Origin of the sequence: uncultured Gelidibacter sp. (assembly GCF_947500795.1) — a bacterium.
Lineage (GTDB): Bacteria > Bacteroidota > Bacteroidia > Flavobacteriales > Flavobacteriaceae > Gelidibacter.
In genome coordinates this window covers 367,952-391,749 of record NZ_CANMTE010000003.1, presented here as the reverse complement: position 1 = coordinate 391,749, position 23,798 = coordinate 367,952, and the positions used below count along the sequence as shown (strand labels likewise).

Annotated in this window: 21 protein-coding genes and 1 tRNA gene; 16 read left to right on the top strand and 6 right to left on the bottom strand. The window is 33.7% G+C overall.

The window, feature by feature from the left end:
- Positions 1-202: 202 nt before the first annotated feature.
- Both Q0947_RS09600 and Q0947_RS09595 read left to right on the top strand, forming a co-directional pair.
- Positions 203-652: a GatB/YqeY domain-containing protein gene (locus Q0947_RS09600; protein WP_299396402.1), complete on the top strand. Its 450-nt coding sequence runs from the start codon at positions 203-205 to the stop codon at positions 650-652.
- A gap of 135 nt (positions 653-787) precedes the next feature.
- A tRNA-Arg gene (locus tag Q0947_RS09595) sits at positions 788-861 on the top strand.
- Between the two features lie 12 nt (positions 862-873).
- On the opposite strand, the gene Q0947_RS09590 is transcribed toward Q0947_RS09595, so the two are convergent.
- The 6 genes from Q0947_RS09590 to Q0947_RS09565 form a co-directional block, all read right to left on the bottom strand.
- Positions 874-1,158, bottom strand: coding sequence for a hypothetical protein (locus tag Q0947_RS09590; RefSeq protein ID WP_299396400.1), 285 nt, complete (start codon positions 1,156-1,158; stop codon positions 874-876).
- A gap of 391 nt (positions 1,159-1,549) precedes the next feature.
- Positions 1,550-2,107, bottom strand: coding sequence for a hypothetical protein (locus Q0947_RS09585; protein WP_299396399.1), 558 nt, complete (start codon positions 2,105-2,107; stop codon positions 1,550-1,552).
- Between the two features lie 69 nt (positions 2,108-2,176).
- Positions 2,177-3,220, bottom strand: a complete 1,044-nt coding sequence (locus tag Q0947_RS09580; protein ID WP_299396398.1) for a nucleotidyltransferase family protein — start codon at positions 3,218-3,220, stop codon at positions 2,177-2,179.
- 52 nt (positions 3,221-3,272) lie between these two features.
- Complete coding sequence (locus Q0947_RS09575; RefSeq protein ID WP_299396397.1) at positions 3,273-4,394, bottom strand: hypothetical protein; 1,122 nt, start codon at positions 4,392-4,394, stop codon at positions 3,273-3,275.
- Between the two features lie 30 nt (positions 4,395-4,424).
- Complete coding sequence (locus Q0947_RS09570) at positions 4,425-4,703, bottom strand: hypothetical protein (RefSeq protein WP_299396734.1); 279 nt, start codon at positions 4,701-4,703, stop codon at positions 4,425-4,427.
- Between the two features lie 357 nt (positions 4,704-5,060).
- On the bottom strand, positions 5,061-7,283 hold the full coding sequence (locus Q0947_RS09565; RefSeq protein ID WP_299396396.1) for a T9SS type A sorting domain-containing protein: 2,223 nt from the start codon (positions 7,281-7,283) through the stop codon (positions 5,061-5,063).
- Between the two features lie 570 nt (positions 7,284-7,853).
- Between Q0947_RS09565 and Q0947_RS09560 the strand changes: the two genes are divergently transcribed.
- The 14 genes from Q0947_RS09560 (at position 7,854) to Q0947_RS09495 (ending at position 23,796) form a co-directional block, all read left to right on the top strand.
- The gene (locus Q0947_RS09560) at positions 7,854-8,315 is read left to right on the top strand and encodes a UpxY family transcription antiterminator (RefSeq protein WP_299396395.1); all 462 of its coding nucleotides are present in this window, start codon (positions 7,854-7,856) and stop codon (positions 8,313-8,315) included.
- A 187-nt stretch (positions 8,316-8,502) separates the two neighbouring features.
- Positions 8,503-9,618, top strand: coding sequence for a GDP-mannose 4,6-dehydratase (gene gmd / locus Q0947_RS09555; protein ID WP_299396394.1), 1,116 nt, complete (start codon positions 8,503-8,505; stop codon positions 9,616-9,618).
- Positions 9,619-9,620: 2 nt separating this feature from the next.
- Positions 9,621-10,568 (top strand): GDP-L-fucose synthase, encoded by a 948-nt coding sequence (locus Q0947_RS09550; RefSeq protein ID WP_299396393.1) that lies wholly within the window; start codon positions 9,621-9,623, stop codon positions 10,566-10,568.
- A 46-nt stretch (positions 10,569-10,614) separates the two neighbouring features.
- Complete coding sequence (locus Q0947_RS09545) at positions 10,615-12,006, top strand: UDP-glucose 6-dehydrogenase (protein WP_299396709.1); 1,392 nt, start codon at positions 10,615-10,617, stop codon at positions 12,004-12,006.
- Between the two features lie 55 nt (positions 12,007-12,061).
- Complete coding sequence (locus Q0947_RS09540) at positions 12,062-13,018, top strand: Gfo/Idh/MocA family oxidoreductase (protein WP_299396391.1); 957 nt, start codon at positions 12,062-12,064, stop codon at positions 13,016-13,018.
- Positions 13,019-13,084: 66 nt separating this feature from the next.
- On the top strand, positions 13,085-13,669 hold the full coding sequence (locus Q0947_RS09535; RefSeq protein ID WP_299396388.1) for an acyltransferase: 585 nt from the start codon (positions 13,085-13,087) through the stop codon (positions 13,667-13,669).
- Between the two features lie 101 nt (positions 13,670-13,770).
- Complete coding sequence (rfbB, locus tag Q0947_RS09530; RefSeq protein ID WP_299396385.1) at positions 13,771-14,820, top strand: dTDP-glucose 4,6-dehydratase; 1,050 nt, start codon at positions 13,771-13,773, stop codon at positions 14,818-14,820.
- 47 nt (positions 14,821-14,867) lie between these two features.
- The gene (gene rfbA / locus Q0947_RS09525; protein ID WP_299396382.1) at positions 14,868-15,740 is read left to right on the top strand and encodes a glucose-1-phosphate thymidylyltransferase RfbA; all 873 of its coding nucleotides are present in this window, start codon (positions 14,868-14,870) and stop codon (positions 15,738-15,740) included.
- 357 nt (positions 15,741-16,097) lie between these two features.
- Positions 16,098-17,249, top strand: coding sequence for a non-hydrolyzing UDP-N-acetylglucosamine 2-epimerase (wecB, locus tag Q0947_RS09520; protein ID WP_299396379.1), 1,152 nt, complete (start codon positions 16,098-16,100; stop codon positions 17,247-17,249).
- Between the two features lie 187 nt (positions 17,250-17,436).
- Entirely contained in the window at positions 17,437-18,975 is a 1,539-nt protein-coding gene (locus tag Q0947_RS09515; protein ID WP_299396376.1) for an MATE family efflux transporter, read from the top strand.
- Between the two features lie 80 nt (positions 18,976-19,055).
- The gene (locus Q0947_RS09510; protein WP_299396373.1) at positions 19,056-20,138 is read left to right on the top strand and encodes a polysaccharide pyruvyl transferase family protein; all 1,083 of its coding nucleotides are present in this window, start codon (positions 19,056-19,058) and stop codon (positions 20,136-20,138) included.
- A complete protein-coding gene (locus Q0947_RS09505; protein ID WP_299396370.1) occupies positions 20,135-21,373 on the top strand; it encodes a glycosyltransferase in 1,239 nt (412 codons plus the stop codon). The genes Q0947_RS09510 and Q0947_RS09505 overlap by 4 nt, the downstream gene beginning before the upstream one ends.
- A gap of 30 nt (positions 21,374-21,403) precedes the next feature.
- On the top strand, positions 21,404-22,843 hold the full coding sequence (locus Q0947_RS09500; RefSeq protein WP_299396367.1) for an MBOAT family O-acyltransferase: 1,440 nt from the start codon (positions 21,404-21,406) through the stop codon (positions 22,841-22,843).
- Positions 22,843-23,796, top strand: coding sequence for a hypothetical protein (locus Q0947_RS09495; RefSeq protein WP_299396365.1), 954 nt, complete (start codon positions 22,843-22,845; stop codon positions 23,794-23,796). The genes Q0947_RS09500 and Q0947_RS09495 overlap by 1 nt, the downstream gene beginning before the upstream one ends.
- Positions 23,797-23,798 lie beyond the last annotated feature (2 nt).

The following is a 23,798-nucleotide window of genomic DNA, read 5'->3' as shown; positions in this document are numbered from 1 at the left end:
AGCAATCTTGTTTTCAGTTTTAAAACCCCGAAGTGTTATTATACGCTTCGGGGTTTTTATTTCAATGGTATAAGAGGAACATCAGTACAGGTTGATGGAGCTATTAAAAACCGTTGCCATCATAATTTACAATTATCATTGAGTGTGTTTATCAAACAGTCCACACTTTTTATTATCTTCGCAGCAGCAAAAAAGAGCAATTATGAGTTTACAGGACGATTTAATGACTGCTATGAAAGCAGCTATGAAAAGCAAGGATCAAATGGCTTTGGCGGCTTTAAGAGCAGTTAAATCTGAAATATTGTTGGCACAGACAGAGTCTGGTTCTAAAGAAGAGATCACTGAAGAACAAGAAATCAAAATATTGTCGAAGTTGGTGAAGCAACGTAAGGATAGCGCTGCTATATTTACGGAACAAAATAGACCAGATTTGGCAGAACCTGAATTGGCACAAGCTGAGATCATCAGTCAGTTTTTACCAGCACAATTAAGTGAAGCAGAAATTGAAGAAGTGGTTGTGGCTACTATCGCTAGCACAGGCGCTGAAGGCATGAAAGATATGGGCAAAGTGATGGGCATTGTCAACCAGAAATTAGCTGGTCAAGCTGATGGGAAAACAATTTCTATGATTGTAAAGGCCAAATTGGCTTAGATAACGAGGATTTGTTAAATGTCCTGAAACTTAGAAGCTCCATTGAAGAACAAAGGGTTCGGACAGAAAGAAAAATATAGAGAATTATAAGCTAGTTAGCTTTTAAAGAGATCCCCGCTTTTGCGGGGATTTATAGGCCACGTAGCTCAGCTGAATAGAGCACTGGATTTCGGCTCCAGCGGTCGTGGGTTTGAATCCCTCCGTGGTCACGAATAAATAGTTCAATAAGAAAAAACGCCAAGCTTGCTTGAGCGTTTTTTCGTTTGAACTATTTTCAAAGCGGAGCTTTGAGGGAAATCTAATCCCTTGCCAAGCTTGCTTGAGCGTTTTTTCGTTTGAACTATCTTCATCTCGATAGCTATCGGGAGGAACGCTTTGGGATCTACAATCCCTTTGGCCAAACTTTCTTGAGCGTTTTTTATTGGTACTATCTTTGTCTCCTGAGCGCCGGGATGAGTTCGAGGGAATCTTAATATCCAACCAAGCTTGCTGAAGTATTTTTCCAATTAAACTACTTTCATCCCGAAGTGTCGGGAGGAGCTTTGAAGTTCCTTCGCATATTTACTAATTTTTTTATTTCTACACCTGATCAGTAATCTCTGCTCAATAAATGGTGATGTATTATTGAATACACCTAGCAAAAGGCAATATAAAGCTAATTGTAGTTGTTTTAAAGCTGCTTGCGATAGTGGATAAGTATTATCACTTATCACCTTTTATAAGTCTTCATTGGTGTTTTCAAATATTGAGTCAGTCATTTAGTAATATTTCTGAAAGCTTTACCAAGTTTTAGAATTTTCACATAATAAAAGAAGAGGCCTTAGTTTTACCTAAAGCCTCTTCTTTTAAATTATAAACACAGTAATTTCTGCATTTAAAAACTTCTTGCCTAAATTATTACAATCTATAAACAACTTGCAATGCGTGCTGCCAATGGTTGTTAGCGTATTGACGTTTATTGTGATTTACTGCAAATTTACCAATAGCTTGTAGGCGAATACCAATTTCGTCATTAATCCACCATTGAATTCCTCCACTTAAATTAAAAGACGTATTCAACTCATCCATGTGAAATAAGCCTATTCCACCACCCACATATAGCTCTAATCCTTCTAAATCATATAGATAGTCTGAAAAGAACCATTTTACCGTGGTATTAGTTGAAAAATAAGTTAAATTTTCATCAATAATTCCATGATTGACATAGGTGCCCTTTTTAAACCCATTTAAACTAAAATCTTGTTCTACAGAAAACTCTTTACTCCATCTGTTTTCAATTCCAACCATTAAAGGGTGTTTAAAAACAAATTTATCAAGTTTTGCTACAGGATTTTGAGTTCCTTGATTTCCTACAACGTTAAAACCTGCATTGATTTGCCATCCTTCTGAAAATCGCTGTGCCTGTGCATTGTAACCAAATACGGTAACTAACAAAATAATAAGTAATTTCTTCATAATAATTCTTTGGCCAAAAATAATGCTTTACTTCAATATGGCAAAGCATTTTTGTTAAGTTTTTAATTTTTAATGCTTTTTGAATTCTATTATGTTTTTGAATATATGTGCTCTGTAACTCTTATTGTTAAGGAACAATTTAAGACGTTTCGAGATCTGTTGGAAATAATAAATTGATTGGTAAGTGAGTCTGCCCAATTTTGGATTTATTAATTTAAATTTATAATAATATTTTAATGCCTTAGAATACCTTTTTTCATTGATTGGCTTGAGTTCGGGAAAATATAAACTCGACAGTTCAAGGAATGAATTGGAATAGGATCTCTGGGAGAGATTAGTAAGTAGGTGCTGTTTTTTATATAAATCAAGGATTAAGCAATCATAAATCGTCTTAAGATTTAAATGTCCAAATAAATGAGCATGGTCGTTGATTTGAGTTGTGTAAATAGCTATTTTTATTGAATCTTCGTGTGAAGGAACGTTCAAATTCCTAATAGTTTGTTTGTTTTTCAGAAGCTCCATTATATTGATGAGTTTCTTATATTGATATATAAGAACTTCACTATGGAGTTCGATTGCTCCAATTTTATTTGGGTTTAATTGTCTAGGAAGATGTCGGAAATTTTTCGTCTCATAATTGAAATCTATCGTGTCCGTATAACCATGAGCTTGCAACAGTTTATATGCCTGCTGTATGTGATCTGGATGCACTACGACATCAATGTCGCCAACCATACGTGCCCCAATATCCTCTGTAGCTAAATTGGCGAGCATCACGGTTCCTTTGATAAACACAAAATCAATTTGTGCTTGATTAAATAGTGCTGAAATTTCGTCAGCTTCTTTTAAAAGAGATTTATTACGGTTTCTATTTATACTTGTAATTTCTTCAAGATAAAGCTTTAGATCCGAAGGTATGTCACTCAATAGATCCTTACGTTTAAGTTCGCAATACAATGCTGGCAACATGAGGTATTGACTGGCAATGATAACACCATGATCCCAATCCACGGCAGATTCTTGGAAACGCTTTCTCAGAAGATGCTGATTATCTTGACGATTCAAAATATCGGCAATATGCCGTATTGTAATATAAATTGGGTTAGTAGTCAAATTAAATTGTGAATTTAATTCAAAAGTAGCGAATGGTTTTCAACTTAAGGGTTTATGCTTGGAATAACTCGTTAAATTTTGAAACAGCAATGTCGTTGTCAGAATAGGTGAGTTCATAACATTGTAGCTCTTTTATCCACTCCAGGAAAAGTTTTGCATTGGAAGCAAGAGGAGATATCCAAGATTCAGGTACTAATGTTTCTAAAATCTTTTCAGTACGGACTTTGTTTAAGCTTGATTGACCGTTACTATCATATTTAACATAAACAATTTTTTTGCATGGTAGATGTGGTATTCCAGATTCAAAATCTTTGACAGGAGGAATATATTTTACATTGACCTTTTTTGATGTACTCTTATACAAAGGGAATTTCTCAAATTCTGAATAAAGTTGATTCAACATTTCAAATGCACCTTGTTTCACAGAGATTCCAGAAGGATAACGATAAACCATCTTGTCCTTTGCTAATAACGGCGTAAAATCATCAGCCAAAACATCTATGCCTGAATCCATTAATACGGCAGAAAGGGTGCTTTTTCCATTTCCAGAAGCTCCTATGATCATGATAGCTTCGTTCTCATTACAAACCGTTGAGGCATGAAATGTAGCAATCCAATCTGATTCTGTTTTATTGTATAAAGTATTTATTATTTGTAATGCGAATTGACCTTGTAAAAGATGATAACTATCTGTATGATAATAACCAATGCACTTTTCATTTCTAACGAGGAATAAATTGTTCTCATCTTTAAGAATATGAAAGGATACTGAAGGATTTGGATTATGATCAACAGCTGTATGTGACCATTGCGGGTGAATTAAGTTTTCAATTTCTAAAGAACTGTAACTAACTGATATCTGAATATTGCCAAACTTATAATGTTTGATAGTATTAACTGATTTTTTCGGAAATATTGATTCGGGAACTGATGTTTCCTTTACAGTAGAATTACTGCTTGTGATTAAATTATGAATATTTTGATAATATGAAAGAGCGTCTGCTTGGGAGATATTCTTTTGACCTAAAAGATATATAAAAGAAGATTTGTTAGCGGTTTGAAAATAAACATCCAACAAATCCTTTATAAGTGCGGAAACTACAATGTATTGGTTAGAACTTTCGAACCATAATACATAGTTGTTATCTAATTTAACGCAAATTTTAAACCTCAATTTTTATTAATTGAAATGAACTTCATAATATTATTTATTCCAAATATCTGTACCTCTACTATATTGCTGCTGTTCCTTCTTTCCATTATTAATTTTTTCACTTTTACCAGGAAATGTTTGTTGACCTTTTTCAGACTTATTCGCTCCGTTATTAAATCCTCCTTCAGGTCCTGGAAGAAATGATTGTGTTTGAGCCGCAGCCGGATTTAAAATTAAAAATGTACCTGCAGCTGTTAAGGCAGCATATTTACCCATACGTGCCAACGCTTCCTTTCTGGTAATTTCTTCTTTTGTGTGCTTGTTTTTCATACTATAAATATATTATGCAAATATAATGATGATTTTCAATTTTACCCAATCTAAATAGAATGTTTATGTAAATCTTACAAATCAATAACAGTGTTTAAACATAAAAGTTATTGGAGATGATGCAATTGAGTTGTTTTCAGCAATAATTGAATAGTTATTAGACTCGTTATTAATTATTAAAGTAATTTTGAAAATGATTTCACATTTACAACTACTCAATTTTAAACATTGCTACTGTTTAATGGATGTCAAATTGACTTTACTGTCCACCGTTTGTTTAGAACATTAATACAGACGAAAACGCCAACTGTTTGATAACTTAGATGGCGTTTTTTGAGATTACTCTATAAACTTTTTTTAATTTAAAATTATTTTTTGAGTTTTTTCTTGAGTGTCATTCTTTAATTTAATTATATAGACGCCTGAAGCAACTTGAGAAAGATCTAATTGATTGTTATTAGTGTTTCCTTCGAGCGTTATTGTTCTAATTTTTCTTCCTTGAAGATCATAAACGGAAGCAGTGGTCGTGTTGTTCAATAAACCTTTAATGAATATTATCTTAGAGCTTGCATAAATTTGCAGTCCCTTATCTATATTAGAATCATTATTTTCTAAAGTAGAACTCGTGAATCTTAAAAAGAAACGACCTATTCCATTTAAATTGGATTTGGTAGTGAAAGTATAATCAGAGTTGTTTAATAATGTATACGTGTTATCAACATTATCTTCTAAATATACTTCTGTATCTTGAGGAATATGAGCGTCTCTTAAATTTATTGTAATTTGTTGCCCCTCCTTAGCATTAATACCAATAGGTATTATAACATCAGCTAAATCATCATATGACAAGGATTGTACGGCTAAATCTAGTCCTGAATTATTTTCAACTAATTGGGAATATATAGCGAAGTTTGGTGCGTTTAAACCAAAAACAGGGGCGTCATAACCCATATCATTAGATTTGCTCGATTCTTCGTTGAAATATAACCCTGTTGTATACGTTTTGGATCCGTTACTAATTTGTAATATGGTATGTGCTGTATTGCTATTGGCTGGTCTTCCTTGAATAAAATCGTCGTTAGATGCTGCACTTGCCATGGCTGGTGTAAAGGTCATAACCACACCTGGTGATTTGCCTACTACGAAAAATCCTTGTCCAGGTGTAATGTGTTGGGCATTTGCTTTAGTCCATACAATCCAACCGTTAGATGAGTCGCCATCAAAACCATAAACGGCAATCCTATTTGGGTCAAATTGGTTTAAATTTTGATCGATAAACATTTTTGCATCAATGTAAGATGGGTAAGGGTTGCCAATTAAATTGGATTTCTCAAAGGCAGAATTTGATGGGCCAAAACTCAAAGTTTGAGGGACTATTCCTGTGTTCACCTCTCCTGTAAAGGTGAAAAAAGATTGGTTGTTTTGATTTGAAATAGATCCAGCTCTATAACCAACACCTGGCAAAAGTGTAGTTGTTGTTGTATTGGTCCAAATTTCATAAGTATCATTTGTTTTGTTAAAAGTGCCAAATATATATTCAAAGGATTTATTATTTGGATGTGTTGATCTCGATGTAACATTAGGGTTTTTCGAAATAAAAACATTAAAGTTTTCTCCAGTAACCGGGGCTGAGATTAAATCGTTCCCTGCGCTGTTAGCGTTTACATGACGAATATAAGTGGCATTTCCATCCACTGAGCCAGTTACGATTAGACTTGGATATGAGGTTGATGTGGATTGCAATGTAAAATTGTTGTTTGTAATTAAATTACCATTTACTGTAATGGAACCTGTTGGTTTAACTAATACTGAAGCGCCAGAATTAACAGTCAAGTTTTTAACTTGGACATGGCTCGTGACTTCGTAATTACCATCAAGAACATAAGCATTTTTAGTACTAGTAGTTGTTGAGGGTGGTTGTGGTGACCATGTATCGCCACTGAATGTTAAGCCGTCAAATGTAGTATTGGGCGTTATAGTACCACTCATAATTAAACCTGGTTGTGTAACACCTGACAAGTCGGTGTTATTTGACTGAGGTAGCGCATTTATACCAATTTCTGGCTGGCTAGAAGATTGGTCCCAAACTAATAATCTAAATTTTATGTTTCCATTAATAGGAGCTGTGACAGAAAAGTTATTAAATATTAATGTAGTATTATCTTTTGATGTTATAGATTTAGCAGGCAAAGTTGTACGCGTCACAAAATTATCGGTACTATAGGTTATAGTAAAATTGCTTGGAGAATTTTGTTTTCGATTAATAACTAATCTTATTGAATTAATAGTTACAACATAGTTAGGATTAGCTGAAGCTTCCCATTCAACGTAGTCGCGATTATTGAATGCCGTTAGAGCACTCATTTGGTCAAAGCCTTGAGATGCGAATCCATCTACTGAGTTTCCATTTGGTTTAGATATTCCACTTCCACGTGTGAATCCAACTGCATATACATTTGATACAGTGGCAGTATTGGTTGGCCCTATGATATTGTCTCTATCAATGGCGACCAAATCTGTCTGAGTATAGCCAAAATTAAATGTAATTAGGGCGATTAAAATAAGGTAAATTTGTTTCATAATTTGGGTGTTTATTTTATTTTTTTGCAATTTCTATGTTGAAGTGTCAAATGGCTGACTTAAATCTGATAATGATCTAAATTTCTAGGAGTGATATGTAATATACAGCTAAGAATGATTTTTGTAAGTTATAAAACATTTTGATTCAGCTTAAAAGTTTTAACACATCTGACGACACTTGCTTTTGCAAATGTAAGAAGTTAATAGAATATAATAAATTATTTAGTTTAATTGTTTAATAATTAAGATATAGGGAAGAAAACACCGATGAACAGCGTTTGGTTACGTCTCTCATAAACGTATTTTGGCTGGAATTTGAATTTAAAATAAATCACTTCTTATAAATGTAAAGATATAGTCTTAGTTTTGTTTTAATTTATTTGGATATAACAGATTTTAAATGTTAGTAGGCCCCTTTACCACTCCAATTATTAGTATGGTCTATTTGGTGATTATGATGTTGATTATTCTGGTCGTCTTATGATTTCATTATCTTCAATATTCATATAAATAATAAATATGGAGTACTTTGCTATTCCTAAAATTTTTTAAAAAAAAATCCTACATACTATGGCATGGCATGTCCTCATTACCAAACCGAAATTTGAATTAAAAGTCACCGAACGTCTTACCGAAATGGGGTTTGAAGTCTGTTATCCCACACGAGTGGAAATTCGGCAATGGAGCGATCGTAAAAAAAAGGTTGTTGTGCCTTTGTTGCCTTCAATGCTACTCGTTAATGTGTCGGAAAAACAAAGGGCTGAAGTATTCGTCGTCAATGGTGCCTTGCGCTACTTGTTTTGGCTGGGAAAACCAGCCATTGTCCCGCAGGCAGAGGTGGAATTGCTTCAAGATATTGCTTCGCAAAAACATAATGTCATTTCCACGGAACAAATACAAGTAGGTCAAGAAGTTGATTTGGAGCGTTTTGGATTAAAAGAAAAAAAGGGTACTGTAAAATATGTTTCGGGCAACCAATGTTGGGTGGTGCTACATAAACTAGGATATGTTGTTAAGCTGGAAATTAAGTAAATCAGTCAATCTTATCTCAAAAGGAGTTCGCTTATTCTTTAAAAAAGTCTTATTTTTGCAACTTTTTAAGGCCTATGGAGTGTTTCTAAGTTTTCTATAGGTTGTTTTAAATCAGGTGGTTGCATAATTCTATGTGACAGGCAATGGCGAAGCCGTGGCCAAGCGTAAACGTAATACATATATTAAAATGAAAAAAATTGCACTTATTACTGGAATTACAGGGCAAGATGGTGCGTATCTAGCCGAGTTTTTGTTGAATAAAAATTATGAAGTTCATGGTGTAAAGAGACGGTCGTCTCTATTGAACACTGATAGAATTGACCATTTGTATCAAGGCCCGCATGAAAAAGATCGTGATTTTTTCCTGCATTATGGTGATTTAACTGACAGTACAAATTTAATTAGATTGATAAAAGATATTCAACCTGATGAAATTTATAATCTAGCGGCCATGAGTCACGTAAGTGTGTCATTTGAAATTCCAGAATATACCGGTAATACCGATGGCTTAGGTACTTTAAGGATTCTTGAGGCGGTTCGTTTATTAGGAATGGAGAAAAAAACTCGAATATACCAAGCTTCCACTTCTGAATTGTATGGAAAGGTTCAAGAGGTGCCACAATCGGAAACAACACCGTTCTATCCTCGTTCACCTTATGCTGTTGCAAAAATGTACGCGTACTGGATCACAGTTAACTATCGTGAAGCCTATAACTTGTTTGCTTGTAACGGGATTTTGTTTAATCACGAGTCTCCAATCAGAGGGGAGACATTTGTAACACGTAAAATTACTAGAGCGGTTTCTCGTATAGCATTAGGGATGCAAGATAAATTATATCTAGGAAACTTAGATGCAAAAAGAGACTGGGGTCACGCCAAGGATTATGTGCGCATGATGTGGATGATTCTACAAGCTGACGAACCGGAAGATTGGGTAATTGCTACAGGGAAAACCACAACAGTACGCGATTTTATAAAGATGGCATTCGCTGAAGTTGGTATGGATTTGGAGTTTAAAGGATCAGGAGTTGAAGAAAAGGCATTTGTGACTGCTTGTCATAATGACGCCTTTCAGTTGCCAATTGGAACAGAAGTTGTTAACGTAGACCCTAAATATTTTAGACCAACGGAAGTTGATTTGTTGATTGGTGATGCTTCTAAAGCAAAGAACAAACTGGGTTGGGTGCCGCAAATGGATCTTCAGGATCTAGTGAAAGATATGATGAAGGGCGATATTAAATTAATGCAAAAAGAGCATTACTTAAAAGAAGGTGGTCATAGAACGCTTAATTATTTCGAATAGAAATGGATAAAACAACAAAAATATATATTGCAGGGCATAGAGGTATGGTAGGTTCCGCCGTTTGGCGTGCCTTAAAAGCATTAGGCTACACCAATTTAATTGGAAAATCGAGTAAAGAGGTCAATTTACGCAATCAATCGGAGGTCAATGCTTTTTTTGAAACTGAACATCCTGAGGTTGTGGTAGATGCCGCTGCAAAAGTGGGAGGTATATTGGCGAATAATGAAAACCCCTATCCGTTCTTAATGGAGAATCTTCAAATTCAGAACAATTTGATAGATGCGGCACATAATTATAACGTAGAAAAATTTATGTTTTTGGGAAGTTCGTGTATCTATCCAAAATTCGCAGCGCAACCATTAAAAGAAGAATACTTATTGACCGACAGTTTAGAGCCTACGAACGAATGGTATGCTATCGCAAAAATAGCAGGTGTTAAAGCTTGTGAGGCGATTAGAAAGCAATACAATAAAGATTTTGTAAGTTTAATGCCTACTAATTTGTATGGGCCCAACGATAATTTCGATTTGAAATCTTCTCATGTGTTGCCTGCCATGATTCGTAAGTTTCATGAAGCAAAACGAGACAATGCACCCGTAGAACTTTGGGGTAGCGGCACGCCGATGCGGGAATTTCTTCATGTAGATGATATGGCTAAAGCAGTAGTGTATGCCCTAGAACATAAAATGCCAGACAATCTCTATAACGTCGGTACGGGTGTTGATGTGACGATCAAAGAATTGGCAGAAACTATTCAAGACATTGTAGGACATGAAGGTGCTATTGTCTGGGATAGTTCTAAGCCTGATGGCACCCCACGCAAATTGATGGATGTTAGCAAACTTAAAAAAGAAGGTTGGCAGGCAGAAATTGATTTGAAGTCAGGAATTGCGAGTACCTATCAATGGTTTATTGAAAATCAAGATTCATTTAAAGGAAAGAAGTTTTAAAATAAGTGATTGTGGTTCTATAATGAGAGGTAAAAAAATTAATGAGATGAAAGTAACTACTATTTGTTGCATAGGTGCAGGTTATGTGGGGGGGCCTACTATGGCCGTCATTGCGCAAAAAAACCCGCAGATAAAAGTTACTGTAGTTGATGTTAACGAATCTCGGATTGAGGCTTGGAACCATGAAGATTTGGACCAGTTACCAATCTATGAACCAGGATTGGATGCCGTAGTGGCTGAAGCAAGAAATCGAAATTTATTTTTTAGTACAGAAGTTGATGCTGCTATAGAAGCGGCTGATATGGTCTTTATTTCGGTCAATACGCCGACAAAAACCTATGGCAAGGGTAAGGGGATGGCAGCCGATTTGAAGTACATTGAATTATGTGCGAGGCAAATCGCAAAAGTCTCAACCTCAGATAAGATCATTGTTGAGAAATCTACATTACCTGTAAAGACTGCCCAAACCATTAAAAGTATCTTACATAATACCGGTAACGGAATAAATTTTCAAATCTTATCTAATCCTGAATTTCTTGCAGAAGGTACTGCGGTTCAAGATTTGTTGATGCCTGATCGCGTCTTAATTGGTGGCGAGCAGACAAAAGAAGGGGTAGAGGCAATTCAGGCCCTAGTTGATATTTATTTAAGTTGGGTGCCTAATGAGAACATAATTACAACAAATTTATGGTCCTCTGAATTGTCAAAATTAACTGCAAATGCTTTTTTGGCGCAGCGTGTGTCTTCCATTAATGCGCTCACAGAATTATGTGAGGTTACTGGAGCTGATGTAAATGAAGTAGCAAATGCTATTGGGAAAGACAGCCGCATAGGTCCAAAATTTTTGAAAGCCTCGGTGGGGTTCGGTGGTTCATGTTTTCAGAAGGATATACTTAATTTAGTATATATAGCAAAATCTTATGGTTTAAAGGAAGTAGCAGATTATTGGGAACAAGTCATAATCATGAACGATTATCAAAAACGACGTTTTTCCACCAAAATTGTTAAAACCCTTTATAATACTATCTCGGGAAAAAAAATAGCATTTCTTGGATGGGCCTTTAAAAAAGATACAAATGACACGCGAGAGTCAGCGGCAATATATGTGGCAGATCAGCTTATTGAAGAGCAGGCAACTATTTGTGTTTATGATCCAAAAGTAACTGCACAACAAATGCAGAATGATCTTAATTATTTAAATTCTAGGACAGAAGAGGATAATCAAAATCAGTTAATTACAGAAGACAACCCTTATAATGCCTGTAAAGATGCGCATGCCATAGCCATTTTAACTGAGTGGGATGAGTTCAAGTTTTATGATTGGCAAAAAATATATGATATTATGCAAAAACCTGCATTTGTGTTTGATGGTCGGGGAATTTTAAATTCTGAAACCTTAAAGACTATTGGTTTTCAGTACTATGCCATCGGTCGATAATTATGCTATTGATTAAAATGCTAAGGTTTATAAATTTTCAACTTTAACAAGAATTATGAAAAACTTCGCAATGATTGGAGCTTCCGGATATATTGCACCGAGACACATGAAGGCGATAAAGGAAACTGGAAACAACTTGGTGGCCGCTTTAGATCCTTATGATGGTATTGGTGTGATGGATAGTTATTTTCCACAAGCTAGTTTTTTTACAGAATTTGAACGTTTTGATCGTTTCGTGGACAAATGGAGAAGAGATAGCGGTCATAAAATTGATTATGTATCTATTTGTTCGCCTAATTATTTACATGACTCGCATATTCGGTTTGCTTTGAGAAGTGGGGCAAATGCCATTTCAGAAAAACCTATGGTTCTCAATCCTTGGAATCTTGATCAGTTGAAAGTTATTGAAAATGAAACCGGAAATAAAATTAATAATATTCTTCAATTACGACTCCATCCTTCCATAATTGCATTAAAAGAAAAAGTCGCTAAAGAATTGGAGATTAATCCAAATAACGTTTATGATATTGACTTGACCTATTTAACCTCTAGAGGTAAGTGGTATTTTGTCTCTTGGAAGGGTGATGAAGCAAAATCCGGTGGCATTGCCTCTAATATTGGCGTTCATTTTTTCGATATGCTGTGTTGGATTTTTGGAGATGTCAATGAATCTGAAGTGCATTTAAAAACGGCAGATACCAACGCGGGATATTTACAACTGAAACATGCCAAGGTCAGATGGTTTCTTTCTGTAAATTCTGAGTACCTTCCTAATACTATAAAATCTAATGGACTAACGACCTATCGTGCGATTACCGTTAACGGCGAAGACATTGAGTTCAGTGGTGGTTTTTCTGATCTCCATAGTAAGAGTTACGAAGAAATATTAAAAGGAAATGGTTTTGGACTTAACGAAGCTTACGGTTCCATAAGTATGGTCTCCCAAATAAGGAACCTCGATGCAATTGGCTTGAAGGGCGAGTATCATCCGTTTTGTAAACTTGTGAAATAAGTGTCTTGGAATTATATTCATAAATTATATTGATTTATCCCTAAACCCTTAAACCAATTAACATCGATGAGCAAATTTTTTGTACACGAATCCAGTTATATAGACGCTAATGTAATTATCGGTGCTCATACAAAGGTTTGGCATTTTAGTCATATTCTATCAAATTCGGTAATAGGAAAGAATTGTTCGTTTGGACAAAATTGTGTGGTAGGACCTAATGTAAGGATAGGGAATAATGTGAAGGTGCAAAATAATATTTCCATTTATGAAGGTGTAGAGATAGAAGATGATGTCTTTATTGGTCCTTCTGTAGTGTTTACCAATGTGATAAATCCTAGGAGTTTTATTGTCAGAAAACAAGAATTTAAGGAGACGTTTATAAAAAGAGGGGCGTCCATCGGGGCAAACTCAACAATTATTTGTGGCAATATCATAGGGCAATATGCTTTAATTGGTGCTGGCACTGTGGTTACTAAAGATGTGCCTGATTATGCACTTATTATAGGTAATCCTGGTTATCAGGTAGGGTGGGTGAGTAAGGCTGGACACAAACTTGAATTTAATTCAGAGCACTTGGCTTCATGTTTTGAAACCAATGAAATTTATAAGTTAGTAGAGGATACAGTTAGTGTCATTGTGAAAGAGGATTAATTGGTGATTTTCAATCAGAGATAAAAACGAATGTATCCATTCGATAACCTGATAATAAATCCAAAATTTAATTTTACTTTAATATTTATAATTCAATTAAGATGTCAAAAAAAGTGTTAATTACTGGGGGTGCGGGTTTCATAGGCTCCCACGTAATTCGGCTTTTTGTTAATACATATCCAGATTACCAAATTATTAATTTGGACAATCTTACATATGCGGGTAATTTATTGAATCTTAAAGATGTTGAGAATAAAAATAATTATCGATTTATAAAAGGAGATATTACAGATGTAACTTTTATTGAAGAATTGTTCCAATCTGAAAGACCTGACAGTATAATTCATCTAGCAGCGGAGTCTCATGTTGATAGGTCTATTGCAAATCCTTTGGCTTTTGCTCAAACCAATATTATTGGTACAATAGTTTTGCTAAATGCTTTTAAAAATTTATGGTCGGAAAATTGGGATGAGAAATTGTTTTATCACGTCAGTACTGATGAAGTATATGGTTCATTAGGCTCCGAAGGATTATTTGTAGAATCTACATCCTATAGTCCTAATTCGCCTTACTCTGCATCAAAAGCGAGTTCAGATCATTTTGTCAGAGCTTATGGAGAAACATATAATTTACCGTATGTAATCTCAAATTGTTCAAATAATTATGGGCCTTATCAGTTTCCTGAAAAGCTCATCCCGCTATTTATTAATAATATTATACAACAGAAGCCATTACCTGTGTATGGCGATGGTAACTTCATCCGAGACTGGTTATACGTTCTTGATCATGCCATTGCCATTGAGATGATTTTTCACCATGGCAAAAAGCAAGAAACTTATAATATTGGAGGATTTAACGAATGGAAAAATATTGATTTGGTGCAACTATTATGCAAGCAAATGGATATCAAACTTAACAGAAGCCCAGGAAATAGTGAACAATTAATTACATATATTAAAGACCGCCCAGGACATGATTTGAGATATGCAATTGATGCTACTAAGATTAATTTGGAATTGGGCTGGAGTCCTTCAGTGACATTTGAAGATGGCTTATCCAATACTATAGATTGGTATTTAAAACATGAGGATTGGTTACATAAGGTTACTAGTGGAGACTATCTAAATTTCTATGCTAAACAATATCATTAGATGATAAACTGACGTAATTATGAAGTCATTACTCTTAAAAATATAAAATGAAGGGAATTATCTTAGCGGGTGGGTCTGGAACACGATTACATCCATTAACAATAGCCGTTAGTAAACAGCTTTTGCCTATCTATGATAAACCGATGATTTATTATCCATTATCTGTATTAATGTTGGCAGGTATCAGAGATATATTAATTATTTCTACGCCAAGAGATCTTCCCAATTTTAAAGCGTTATTTGGGAATGGATCTCAATTGGGGTTGAATTTAAGTTATAAGGAGCAACCAAGTCCAGATGGATTAGCTCAAGCATTCATCTTAGGTGAAGAGTTTATTGGAGAAGATGACGTGTGTTTGGTTTTAGGAGATAATATATTTTATGGATCCGGTTTTCAAAAGAGGTTAAGTGATGCCGTACAAGCCGTGCATAACGATGGTAAAGCTATTATTTTTGGTAATTATGTAAAGGACCCAGAACGATATGGTGTGGCAGAGTTTGATTCAGATCAGAACGTCATTAGTATTGAAGAAAAGCCTGAGCAACCAAAATCAAATTTTGCAGTAGTAGGTTTGTATTTCTACCCTAATTCTATCGTTAGGATAGCCAAAACACTGAAGCCTTCTCATCGTGGAGAATTGGAAATAACGTCGGTCAATCAAGCTTATTTAGAGCAGGGAAATTTGAAGCTTCAAATCTTAAGCCGAGGGTTTGCTTGGTTGGATACGGGCACTCATGAAGCCCTCACGGAAGCAACTGAATTTGTGAAAGCAGTAGAAAAAAGGACAGGACTTAAAATTGCATGTTTAGAAGAGATCGCAATGAACTTTGGATGGATTAATAAGGACATTGTTGCAGATGAAATCGCGGATTATAAAGGTGATTATTATGATTATGTAAAATCTATTATCACCAAATAATTAAAAGTATTAATTCCTGGGATTAAGCAAGATAATATATGCATGTATTACAGTAAATTTCCCGAGTGTTTGAATATAATTTTATAATGATGAGTTTTGTAGTAATAAAGGGGGATTAAGCAATATAATTAGCGTGCTATAAATTTGATATTAAATTAACTTCTAATGGCATAAAACAATAATTTTAAAGTTGGTTAATCTTCTTATTGTCGTAGTTTTGCCACTTTCCAAAAATAATATAATTACAGAAAGAATGCTTTACATACAGAGTCTGTTATTTTAAAAGCAGTTGAATTATCTAGTAATCTTATGTCATGTTTGTATTCAAATAAGAAATAGTAAATATAATTTAATAATATGAAAATTAAAAAAGTTGCAGTCATCTTTGGTACGAGACCAGAAGCTATTAAAATGGCTCCGATTATTCTTGAACTGAAAAAACATGCAAATATTAATTTGCGCATATGTGTAACGGGTCAGCATAGAGAAATGTTGGATCAAGTATTAGAAATATTTGATATTAAGCCTGATTTCGATTTAGAATTGATGACGCCAAATCAAACTTTAAGTGACTTGACAGCAAAGGCAATATCATCAATTGATAAATTTTTGAAGTCAGAAAAACCTGATCTAGTTTTAATACAAGGTGACACTACTACAGTGTTTAGTGCCGCGATGGCAAGTTTTTATAACAAAATACCAGTTGGGCATGTTGAAGCAGGTTTACGGACAGGAAATTTATATTCACCCTGGCCGGAAGAGGCAAATAGGGTATTGACTACGAAATTGACTAAACTACATTTTGCGCCAACTGAATTAAATTCCAAAAATCTTTTAGAAGATGGTGTCTCAAATGATGATATTTATATTACTGGTAATACTGTTATAGATTCCTTGTTTATCGTACTCAAAAAGCTAGAAGGAACAGAATTGGAGTTTGAAGGTTTGCCTAATCGAAGTCTAACTTTTTTGGGGGATAAAAAGATGATTCTTATAACTGGACATAGGAGGGAGAATTTTGGTGAAGGATTTGAAAATATATGCTATGCAATTGCGGAATTGGCAAGATTGAATCCTGATATTAATTTTATTTACCCCGTCCACTTAAATCCAAATGTGAGAGAGCCCGTAAATAGAATATTGAAAGAATATGACTATACTGAGAATAAAGAAGGAAATGTATTTTTAATTCCGCCACAATCTTATATGCAGTTTATTGCATTAATGAACAGATCCTATATAATTTTAACTGACTCGGGAGGAGTGCAAGAAGAAGCTCCTAGTCTAGGAAAGCCAGTTTTAGTTATGAGAGATACTACAGAGAGACCTGAAGCGGTTATTGCTGGAACTGTTAAGTTAGTTGGGAATGAAACCAAAGAAATTGTTGGTCAGACGCAACGTTTAATACAAAATGTAACACTCTATGAAAAATTTTCCAAATCTTATAATCCTTATGGTGATGGCAAAGCTGCAAAAAAGATAGTTCAAATTATACTTCGAGAAATTTAGTTTTTTCCAAACACTTAATCCTTTATGATTTTGCAGTAATTTCTTTAATAGTTTCCATTCTGACGATGCTGATAAAAATTCACAGTGGAATTTTGTTAGAAATCGAATAATCTTGTGAGATAAATTTTTCTGAAGTGTTCTTTTTCATGAAATACCTTAATTTAAACTTTGCTAATTGCATTTATAGATGAAAGAAAAGGCAGGAAATAGCCTCATTGCTTTTAATTCGGCAATCTTATATGTTAAAATGCTTATTACAATTGCAATAGCATTGTACTCTACACGGTTGGTTCTAGAAGCTTTAGGTGTAGAGGATTATGGAATATATGCGGTAGTTGGAGGATTAATTGCATTGTTAGGTTTTCTCAAGAACTCAATGTCTATTTCGACTCAGCGTTTTATGTCTTTTTATCTCGGGACAGAGGATAATGAAAAACTAAATACTGTATTTAATACGAGTTTCATTTTACATGGAATTTTGGCAATTGGTATTGCTCTCATTTTAGAAGTAGCTGGGTTCTTCTTTTTTGAAAATATTTTAAATATAAGTGAAGATAAAATTGATATAGCCAAAACAGTTTTTCACTTTATGACATTTAGCACCATGATAACGGTGTTTTCTGTGCCTTTTGAAGCATTGCTGAATTCTCATGAAAATTTCAAAATTGTAGCACTCTTTGAAATCGTTAGCTCTGTATTAAAGTTGCTAATCGCATTTTATTTGTTTTACACCGGATTTGATAAGTTGTTCATTTATAGTTTGTTATCTGCTTTAAGTGTGGTTTTAATATTGGGTGTGCAGGGTTTGTATACTATGCAAAAATATTCAATTATAAAAATACAATTAGATAAATATTACGACAAAATTTTAATAAAGGATATGACCAGTTTTGCCGGTTGGAATACTTTTGGGGTAGCTTGCAGTATTGGAAGAAATCAGGGTGTAGCTGTCCTATTGAATATATTTTATGGCACCACCATTAATGCAGCTTACGGCATTGCAAATCAAATCAACTCACAATTATTAGGGTTTTCATCAACATTACTTAATTCATTTAATCCTCAAATTTTAAAAAGTGAAGGTTCTCAAGATAGAACGCGTATGTTGGATTTGGCAATGAGTGCAAGTAAATTCTCTTTTTTTATGTTAGCCATTATTGCGGTTCCTGTCTTAATAGAGATGCCTTTTGTTTTGAAACTTTGGTTAAAAGAAGTTCCCGACTATACAGTGACCTTTGGAAGATTAGTAATTTTAATTACGTTACTCAACCAATTAGGTTCTGGGTTACCCATAATTCTTCAGGCAGTAGGAAACATTAAATGGTATCAAATAATTGTAGGCTCATTAATATTGTTAATCATACCAATAGGGTATCTATTTCTATATTTAGGATATCCCCCGTATACTATCCTTATCGTTTCTTTTTTAATAGAAATACCCGCGTTATTATTACGTTTATATTTTGCTAAATTGCACGGAGGATTATCGATCATTACTTACCTACAAAAAGTCGTGGTAAGGACGATTCCTATTCTGATCCTTACGATAGGGATATCACTTTTAGTACATTCAATTACTAATAACGAAATAACTAGGTTTGTGTTAACTTTAGTCACTTCTACAAGTGTTCTGATATTCTTAGTTTACCAAATTGGATTGTCAAAATCAGAGAAAACAAAAATTGTCAACCAGATAATTAAAATCAAAAAATCAGGTTTTAATTAATGTGAAGATATGGTTTAACATGTATTGGATGTTATCAACAATTTGATGTCCAATGAATATATAATTAAAAAATAAAAAGATTGAAATCAAAAATACTTATTAAAGGAAATTTTTCAGAAGGCAATTTTGGCGATGATGCACTGCTCTTAGCATGTCATCAATTTTTAACCAAACTTGGGTTAGATGATGATACTGTTTACGATTGTGACGAGTTATATTATCCTAGAGATTTAGCGGCAAACGCTAATGTGGGTTCACCTAGTAGCAATGATGTACAGTTAGTTCTTTATGCAGGAGGGACGCAATTTTTTTCTTTTACATCTAAAAAGAGCGGTTTTATTGAAAAACTTAAAATAAGATTATCTGCTTATAAATGGATGATAAATCAACGCTCTAAATACGCTATGATTGGTGTAGGGTTGGGGCCATTTAATAATGGCATAAAAGAAGATATATTTGCCAGTTCTATTTTAAAGAAATCTTCATTCACTTGGGTTAGAGATCAATATTCATACGAAGAATGCAGGAGCTTAAACTTACAAAATTACCATCTTGGAGCAGATTTATGTTTCTTGTCAGAATTTCAGGAATGGTGTAACTTTAAAATTAACCCAGCCAATAACATTAAGAAAATCGGGGTTGTATTAAGGCATTGGAAATATGAAGAAGGTAATGCCTATGTGAATAAGTTAATCGAATTATCGGAATTATTGAAAAAGGATAATTTTGAATTAGAGTTTTATCTGTTTTCTGATAAGGAGGATGTTGCTGTCGAAAATCTGCTATTAGAACATAAGGTAGGATTTATAAAGTGGGATGCCAAAATATTTTCATTCAAAGGTTTTTTATCGCAACTCGAGAGTTGTGATCTTTTTATTACGGCTAGGTTTCATACCGCCATCTTTTCAACTTTGATGTATAAACCTTTCATAACAGTAGGACTTGATCAAAAATTAACCTACCTCGCTTCACAGTTTGATAATGATTGTTTTAATTGGGATCCAAAAGATAGTGTAGACGTTTTATATAATAAGGTTACTTCAATAAACAAAAATTATAATTCTCTAAAAGAAAACATCGTTAAAACTAAATCTCAAATGGAAATTCTTTCCAATGATGCAGGCATATTGTTTAGGGATTATTTGAAATCTAATTTAACATGAATCAGCCTAGAATTTTAATTTTCGCATCCTATTTTGCACCCAATAGTTTTTCTGAAGCATTAACAAATAATAAGTTTGCGCTTGCATTAAAAAATAATGGATTTGATGTTACTGTAATTAGCACCGCAAGTTACAATGGTGTTACATATGAAGATAGCTGGTCATCACTGTGGGAACCCCTTCGAACCAGTACACATAACATCCCCTCAGTGGATATTAATCCAAAAAATCGATTGATAAGAAAAATAAAATCGATTTTAGCCATGAAGCATCCGATTAATGGGGTAGGTTGGGCCCATAAAGCATATAAAAAGGCAATTAGTTTACATAATGAAAAGCCTTTTGATTTTATTATCTCGAGGTCTATTTCAGATTTTGGTCATTTACCAGCATTAAAATTTAAAAAAGCAACTGGCGTTAGGTGGGCTGCAAACTGGAATGATCCACCTTTTTTTATCTTTCCAGAGCCGTATCAGGAAAAAACAAATTTTATTGATCAATTCTTTTACACTCGATATATTAAAGATATTGCCAGTTCTGCGGACTATAATACGTTTCCATCAAAGCGTCTTTTTAATTATTTACAGCATAAGTTAGGTGTGTTTAAAGATGAAAATTCAGAAATTTTACCTCATCTTAATACTGCACTTAATTTAGATACAGGCATCCAAAAACGAAATACTTTCAGTATTTGTCATGCCGGTAATTTGTCGAAAGAACGATCTCCTGAGTTGTTTTTTAAAGCACTAAGAAATCTTACAGAAAAATATAGTACTAATAATATTGAGTGCTATATCATCGGTGTTGAGGACGTAGGGCTCAAAGCATTGGTCAACGAATTTAATCTTGATGAAGTGGTTAAGATCACTGGTGCAATGCCCTACAAAAATACATTAGAGTTTTTAAGAACATGTTCTGTTGGCCTATTGATTGAAGCAAAATGTGAAGAAGGAATATTTTTACCGAGTAAAGTTTCGGATTATATTCAGGCCGACTTAACAATTATGTCTATTTCTCCTAAAATAGGGACTATGAAGGATATCTTGAACGAATATGGCGGTGGGTTAGTTTCTGATAATACAGATGCAGCTAATATATTTCAAAGTTTGGAAATTTTATATTTGGAATGGAATAAAAACAAACTTAAAGATTTTCAATCTTCCGAACTTAATAATTATTTATCCGAAAATTACATGTTGAATACCTATAATTCATTTTTAAGTAAAATAGATTAAAAGATTAATTAATCAATTAAACAATAAGTAATGCTTTTCAATTCATTTGAGTTTTTAATATTTCTAGTAATTGTTTTTGGACTTTATTGGGGAGTTTTTAGAAAAAATATACCTTATCAAAATCTACTTTTACTATTAGGAAGTTACCTGTTTTATGGCTGGTGGGATTGGAGATTTTTATCATTAATTATATTAAGTTCAGGGTTAGACTTCATTTTGGGATTAAAAATAGATGAGGCCGAAACCCAGAAAAAGAAGAAGTTATTTCTAACCATAAGCTTGATGTCCAACTTTGGGCTTTTAGCAGTACTAAAATACTTTAATTTTTTTTCTGTTTCACTTTATCATGCTTTCGAAAGTATCGGTTATAAGATTGATCCATTCACTCTCAATGTGGTTTTACCTGTTGGTATTAGCTTTTATACATTTCAGACCGTTAGTTATTCAATAGATATCTATAGATCGCAATTAAAACCAACTAAAAATGTTGTCGCCTTTTTTGCTTTTGTAAGTTTTTTTCCACAATTAGTTGCTGGTCCAATTGAACGGGCTTCTAATTTATTACCACAGTTTACGTCTAAACGAAAATTTAATTATGATAAGGCAGTAGATGGAATGAGGCAAATCCTTTGGGGGCTCTTTAAAAAGATAGTTATTGCTGATAACTGTGCACTAGTGGTAAATGAAATTTTTGGAAATTATCAAGATCAGTCTGGATCGGTATTGTTGTTAGGTGCTTTTTACTTTGCCCTACAAATTTATGGCGATTTCTCAGGTTATTCTGATATAGCAATTGGAACAGCTAAGCTTTTTGGATTCAACTTGATGACAAATTTTAAAACACCGTATTTCTCCCGCGATATTGCAGAGTTTTGGCGTAGATGGCATATTTCATTAAGCACATGGTTTAGAGATTACTTGTATATTCCGCTAGGTGGAAGTAGAGTCAACACAATGTTGGCTGTACGTAATGTTTTCATAATTTTTATTGTCAGCGGATTTTGGCATGGTGCAAATTGGACTTTTATTGTATGGGGTGCATTGAATGCTTTATATTTTATTCCTTTATTGCTATCTGGGGCTAATCGTAAAAACACGAATGTCGTGGCAGAGAATAGATTATTACCTAGCATAAAGGAGTTTTTTCAAATGTCTTTAACATTTACTTTGGTGTGTATGGCGTGGGTGTTTTTTCGCGCTCCCAGTATTTCTATAGCATTAGATTATTTTGGGAGAATGTTTGCTAATTCTTTCTTGCCAGAGAACTTCTATTATTTTAAACCGCAACTAATTTTTTTAATTGTTGTTTTCATTGTTTTTGAATGGTTCTTATTTCGATACGATGACTACCTGTTAAGGTTTAGTAAATTACCACCTATCCTAAGACGATCATTTTATGTCTGTATAGGATTTATAATGTATCTATTTATGGTAAATGAGTCCACAACGTTTATTTATTTTCAATTTTAATGATGAAGAAATTTATAAAAAAGATTATTTACTATAGTTTAGCCAGTTTTTTAGTATTGTCGGTATTGACTTTAGCTGTGGATAAGGGTTTAAGAAAAACAAATGATGATTTATATGGGGATTGGAATCGTTTATTTACTAATAATATAAATGATGATATAATTATAGTTGGTAATTCGAGGGCGAAAGTTCATTTTGATCCTTCGATCATTGAAGATATTACGGGTTATAGCTCCTACAATTTAGGTAAGGATGCAACAAACTTATTTCTTCAACAACCAATAATTAACTCCATTTTGGCTAACGCCAAACCAAAGTATATTGTGTTGAGTTTGGATATTGGTTCATTTCAAAAGAAATCGGAGATATTTGAGAAGGAACAATATTTGCCATATTTAAACAAACCGTACATATTTCCAATTTTATCTCAAGTTGATAGTAAAGTGAGTATAGAGAGATTGTTTCCGTTAGTAAAATATAGAGGGCAGTATAAAATTGTCAAAACAGGGTTAAAATCTAATTTGTATCCAGCAAACACCTATACATTGCAAAAAGGCTATTTCAATTGGGAAAGAAGTTGGAATTCTGATTTTGATAACTTTAAAAAAACGATGGGTGAAAACCAGATCGTACTTAGCACTAGTGAAATCGATGAAGGATTGACATTACTTAATGATATTATTATAAAATGTAGAAAAAGAGGTGTAGAGGTAATTCTTTGTCAGACACCAAGATATAAAGAGCTTTACAGCTACTTTCCTCAGAAGCAATTGGTTGATTTAAAAATTGAAAATTTGGCCAAAGAATCTGATGTTATGTACTTTGATTTCTCATACCTTTCAATTTATGATAATAAAGAAATGTTTTATAATGCTTCCCACCTAAATAGTAAAGGCGCTACAATATTATCTCACGAATTTTCTATACTTATCAATGAAAACATTAATAATTAAAA

Bases quoted from the DNA above. Each gene is read 5' to 3' on its own strand.
- Q0947_RS09600 (WP_299396402.1), top strand. From the start codon at position 203: ATGAGTTTACAGGACGATTTAATGACTGCTATGAAAGCAGCTATGAAA.
- Q0947_RS09585 (WP_299396399.1), bottom strand. From the start codon at position 2,107: ATGAAGAAATTACTTATTATTTTGTTAGTTACCGTATTTGGTTACAAT.
- Q0947_RS09570 (WP_299396734.1), bottom strand. From the start codon at position 4,703: ATGAAAAACAAGCACACAAAAGAAGAAATTACCAGAAAGGAAGCGTTG.
- Q0947_RS09565 (WP_299396396.1), bottom strand. From the start codon at position 7,283: ATGAAACAAATTTACCTTATTTTAATCGCCCTAATTACATTTAATTTT.
- Q0947_RS09560 (WP_299396395.1), top strand. From the start codon at position 7,854: ATGGCATGGCATGTCCTCATTACCAAACCGAAATTTGAATTAAAAGTC.
- gmd (WP_299396394.1), top strand. From the start codon at position 8,503: ATGAAAAAAATTGCACTTATTACTGGAATTACAGGGCAAGATGGTGCG.
- Q0947_RS09550 (WP_299396393.1), top strand. From the start codon at position 9,621: ATGGATAAAACAACAAAAATATATATTGCAGGGCATAGAGGTATGGTA.
- Q0947_RS09545 (WP_299396709.1), top strand. From the start codon at position 10,615: ATGAAAGTAACTACTATTTGTTGCATAGGTGCAGGTTATGTGGGGGGG.
- Q0947_RS09540 (WP_299396391.1), top strand. From the start codon at position 12,062: ATGAAAAACTTCGCAATGATTGGAGCTTCCGGATATATTGCACCGAGA.
- Q0947_RS09535 (WP_299396388.1), top strand. From the start codon at position 13,085: ATGAGCAAATTTTTTGTACACGAATCCAGTTATATAGACGCTAATGTA.
- rfbB (WP_299396385.1), top strand. From the start codon at position 13,771: ATGTCAAAAAAAGTGTTAATTACTGGGGGTGCGGGTTTCATAGGCTCC.
- rfbA (WP_299396382.1), top strand. From the start codon at position 14,868: ATGAAGGGAATTATCTTAGCGGGTGGGTCTGGAACACGATTACATCCA.
- wecB (WP_299396379.1), top strand. From the start codon at position 16,098: ATGAAAATTAAAAAAGTTGCAGTCATCTTTGGTACGAGACCAGAAGCT.
- Q0947_RS09515 (WP_299396376.1), top strand. From the start codon at position 17,437: ATGAAAGAAAAGGCAGGAAATAGCCTCATTGCTTTTAATTCGGCAATC.
- Q0947_RS09505 (WP_299396370.1), top strand. From the start codon at position 20,135: ATGAATCAGCCTAGAATTTTAATTTTCGCATCCTATTTTGCACCCAAT.
- Q0947_RS09500 (WP_299396367.1), top strand. From the start codon at position 21,404: ATGCTTTTCAATTCATTTGAGTTTTTAATATTTCTAGTAATTGTTTTT.
- Q0947_RS09495 (WP_299396365.1), top strand. From the start codon at position 22,843: ATGATGAAGAAATTTATAAAAAAGATTATTTACTATAGTTTAGCCAGT.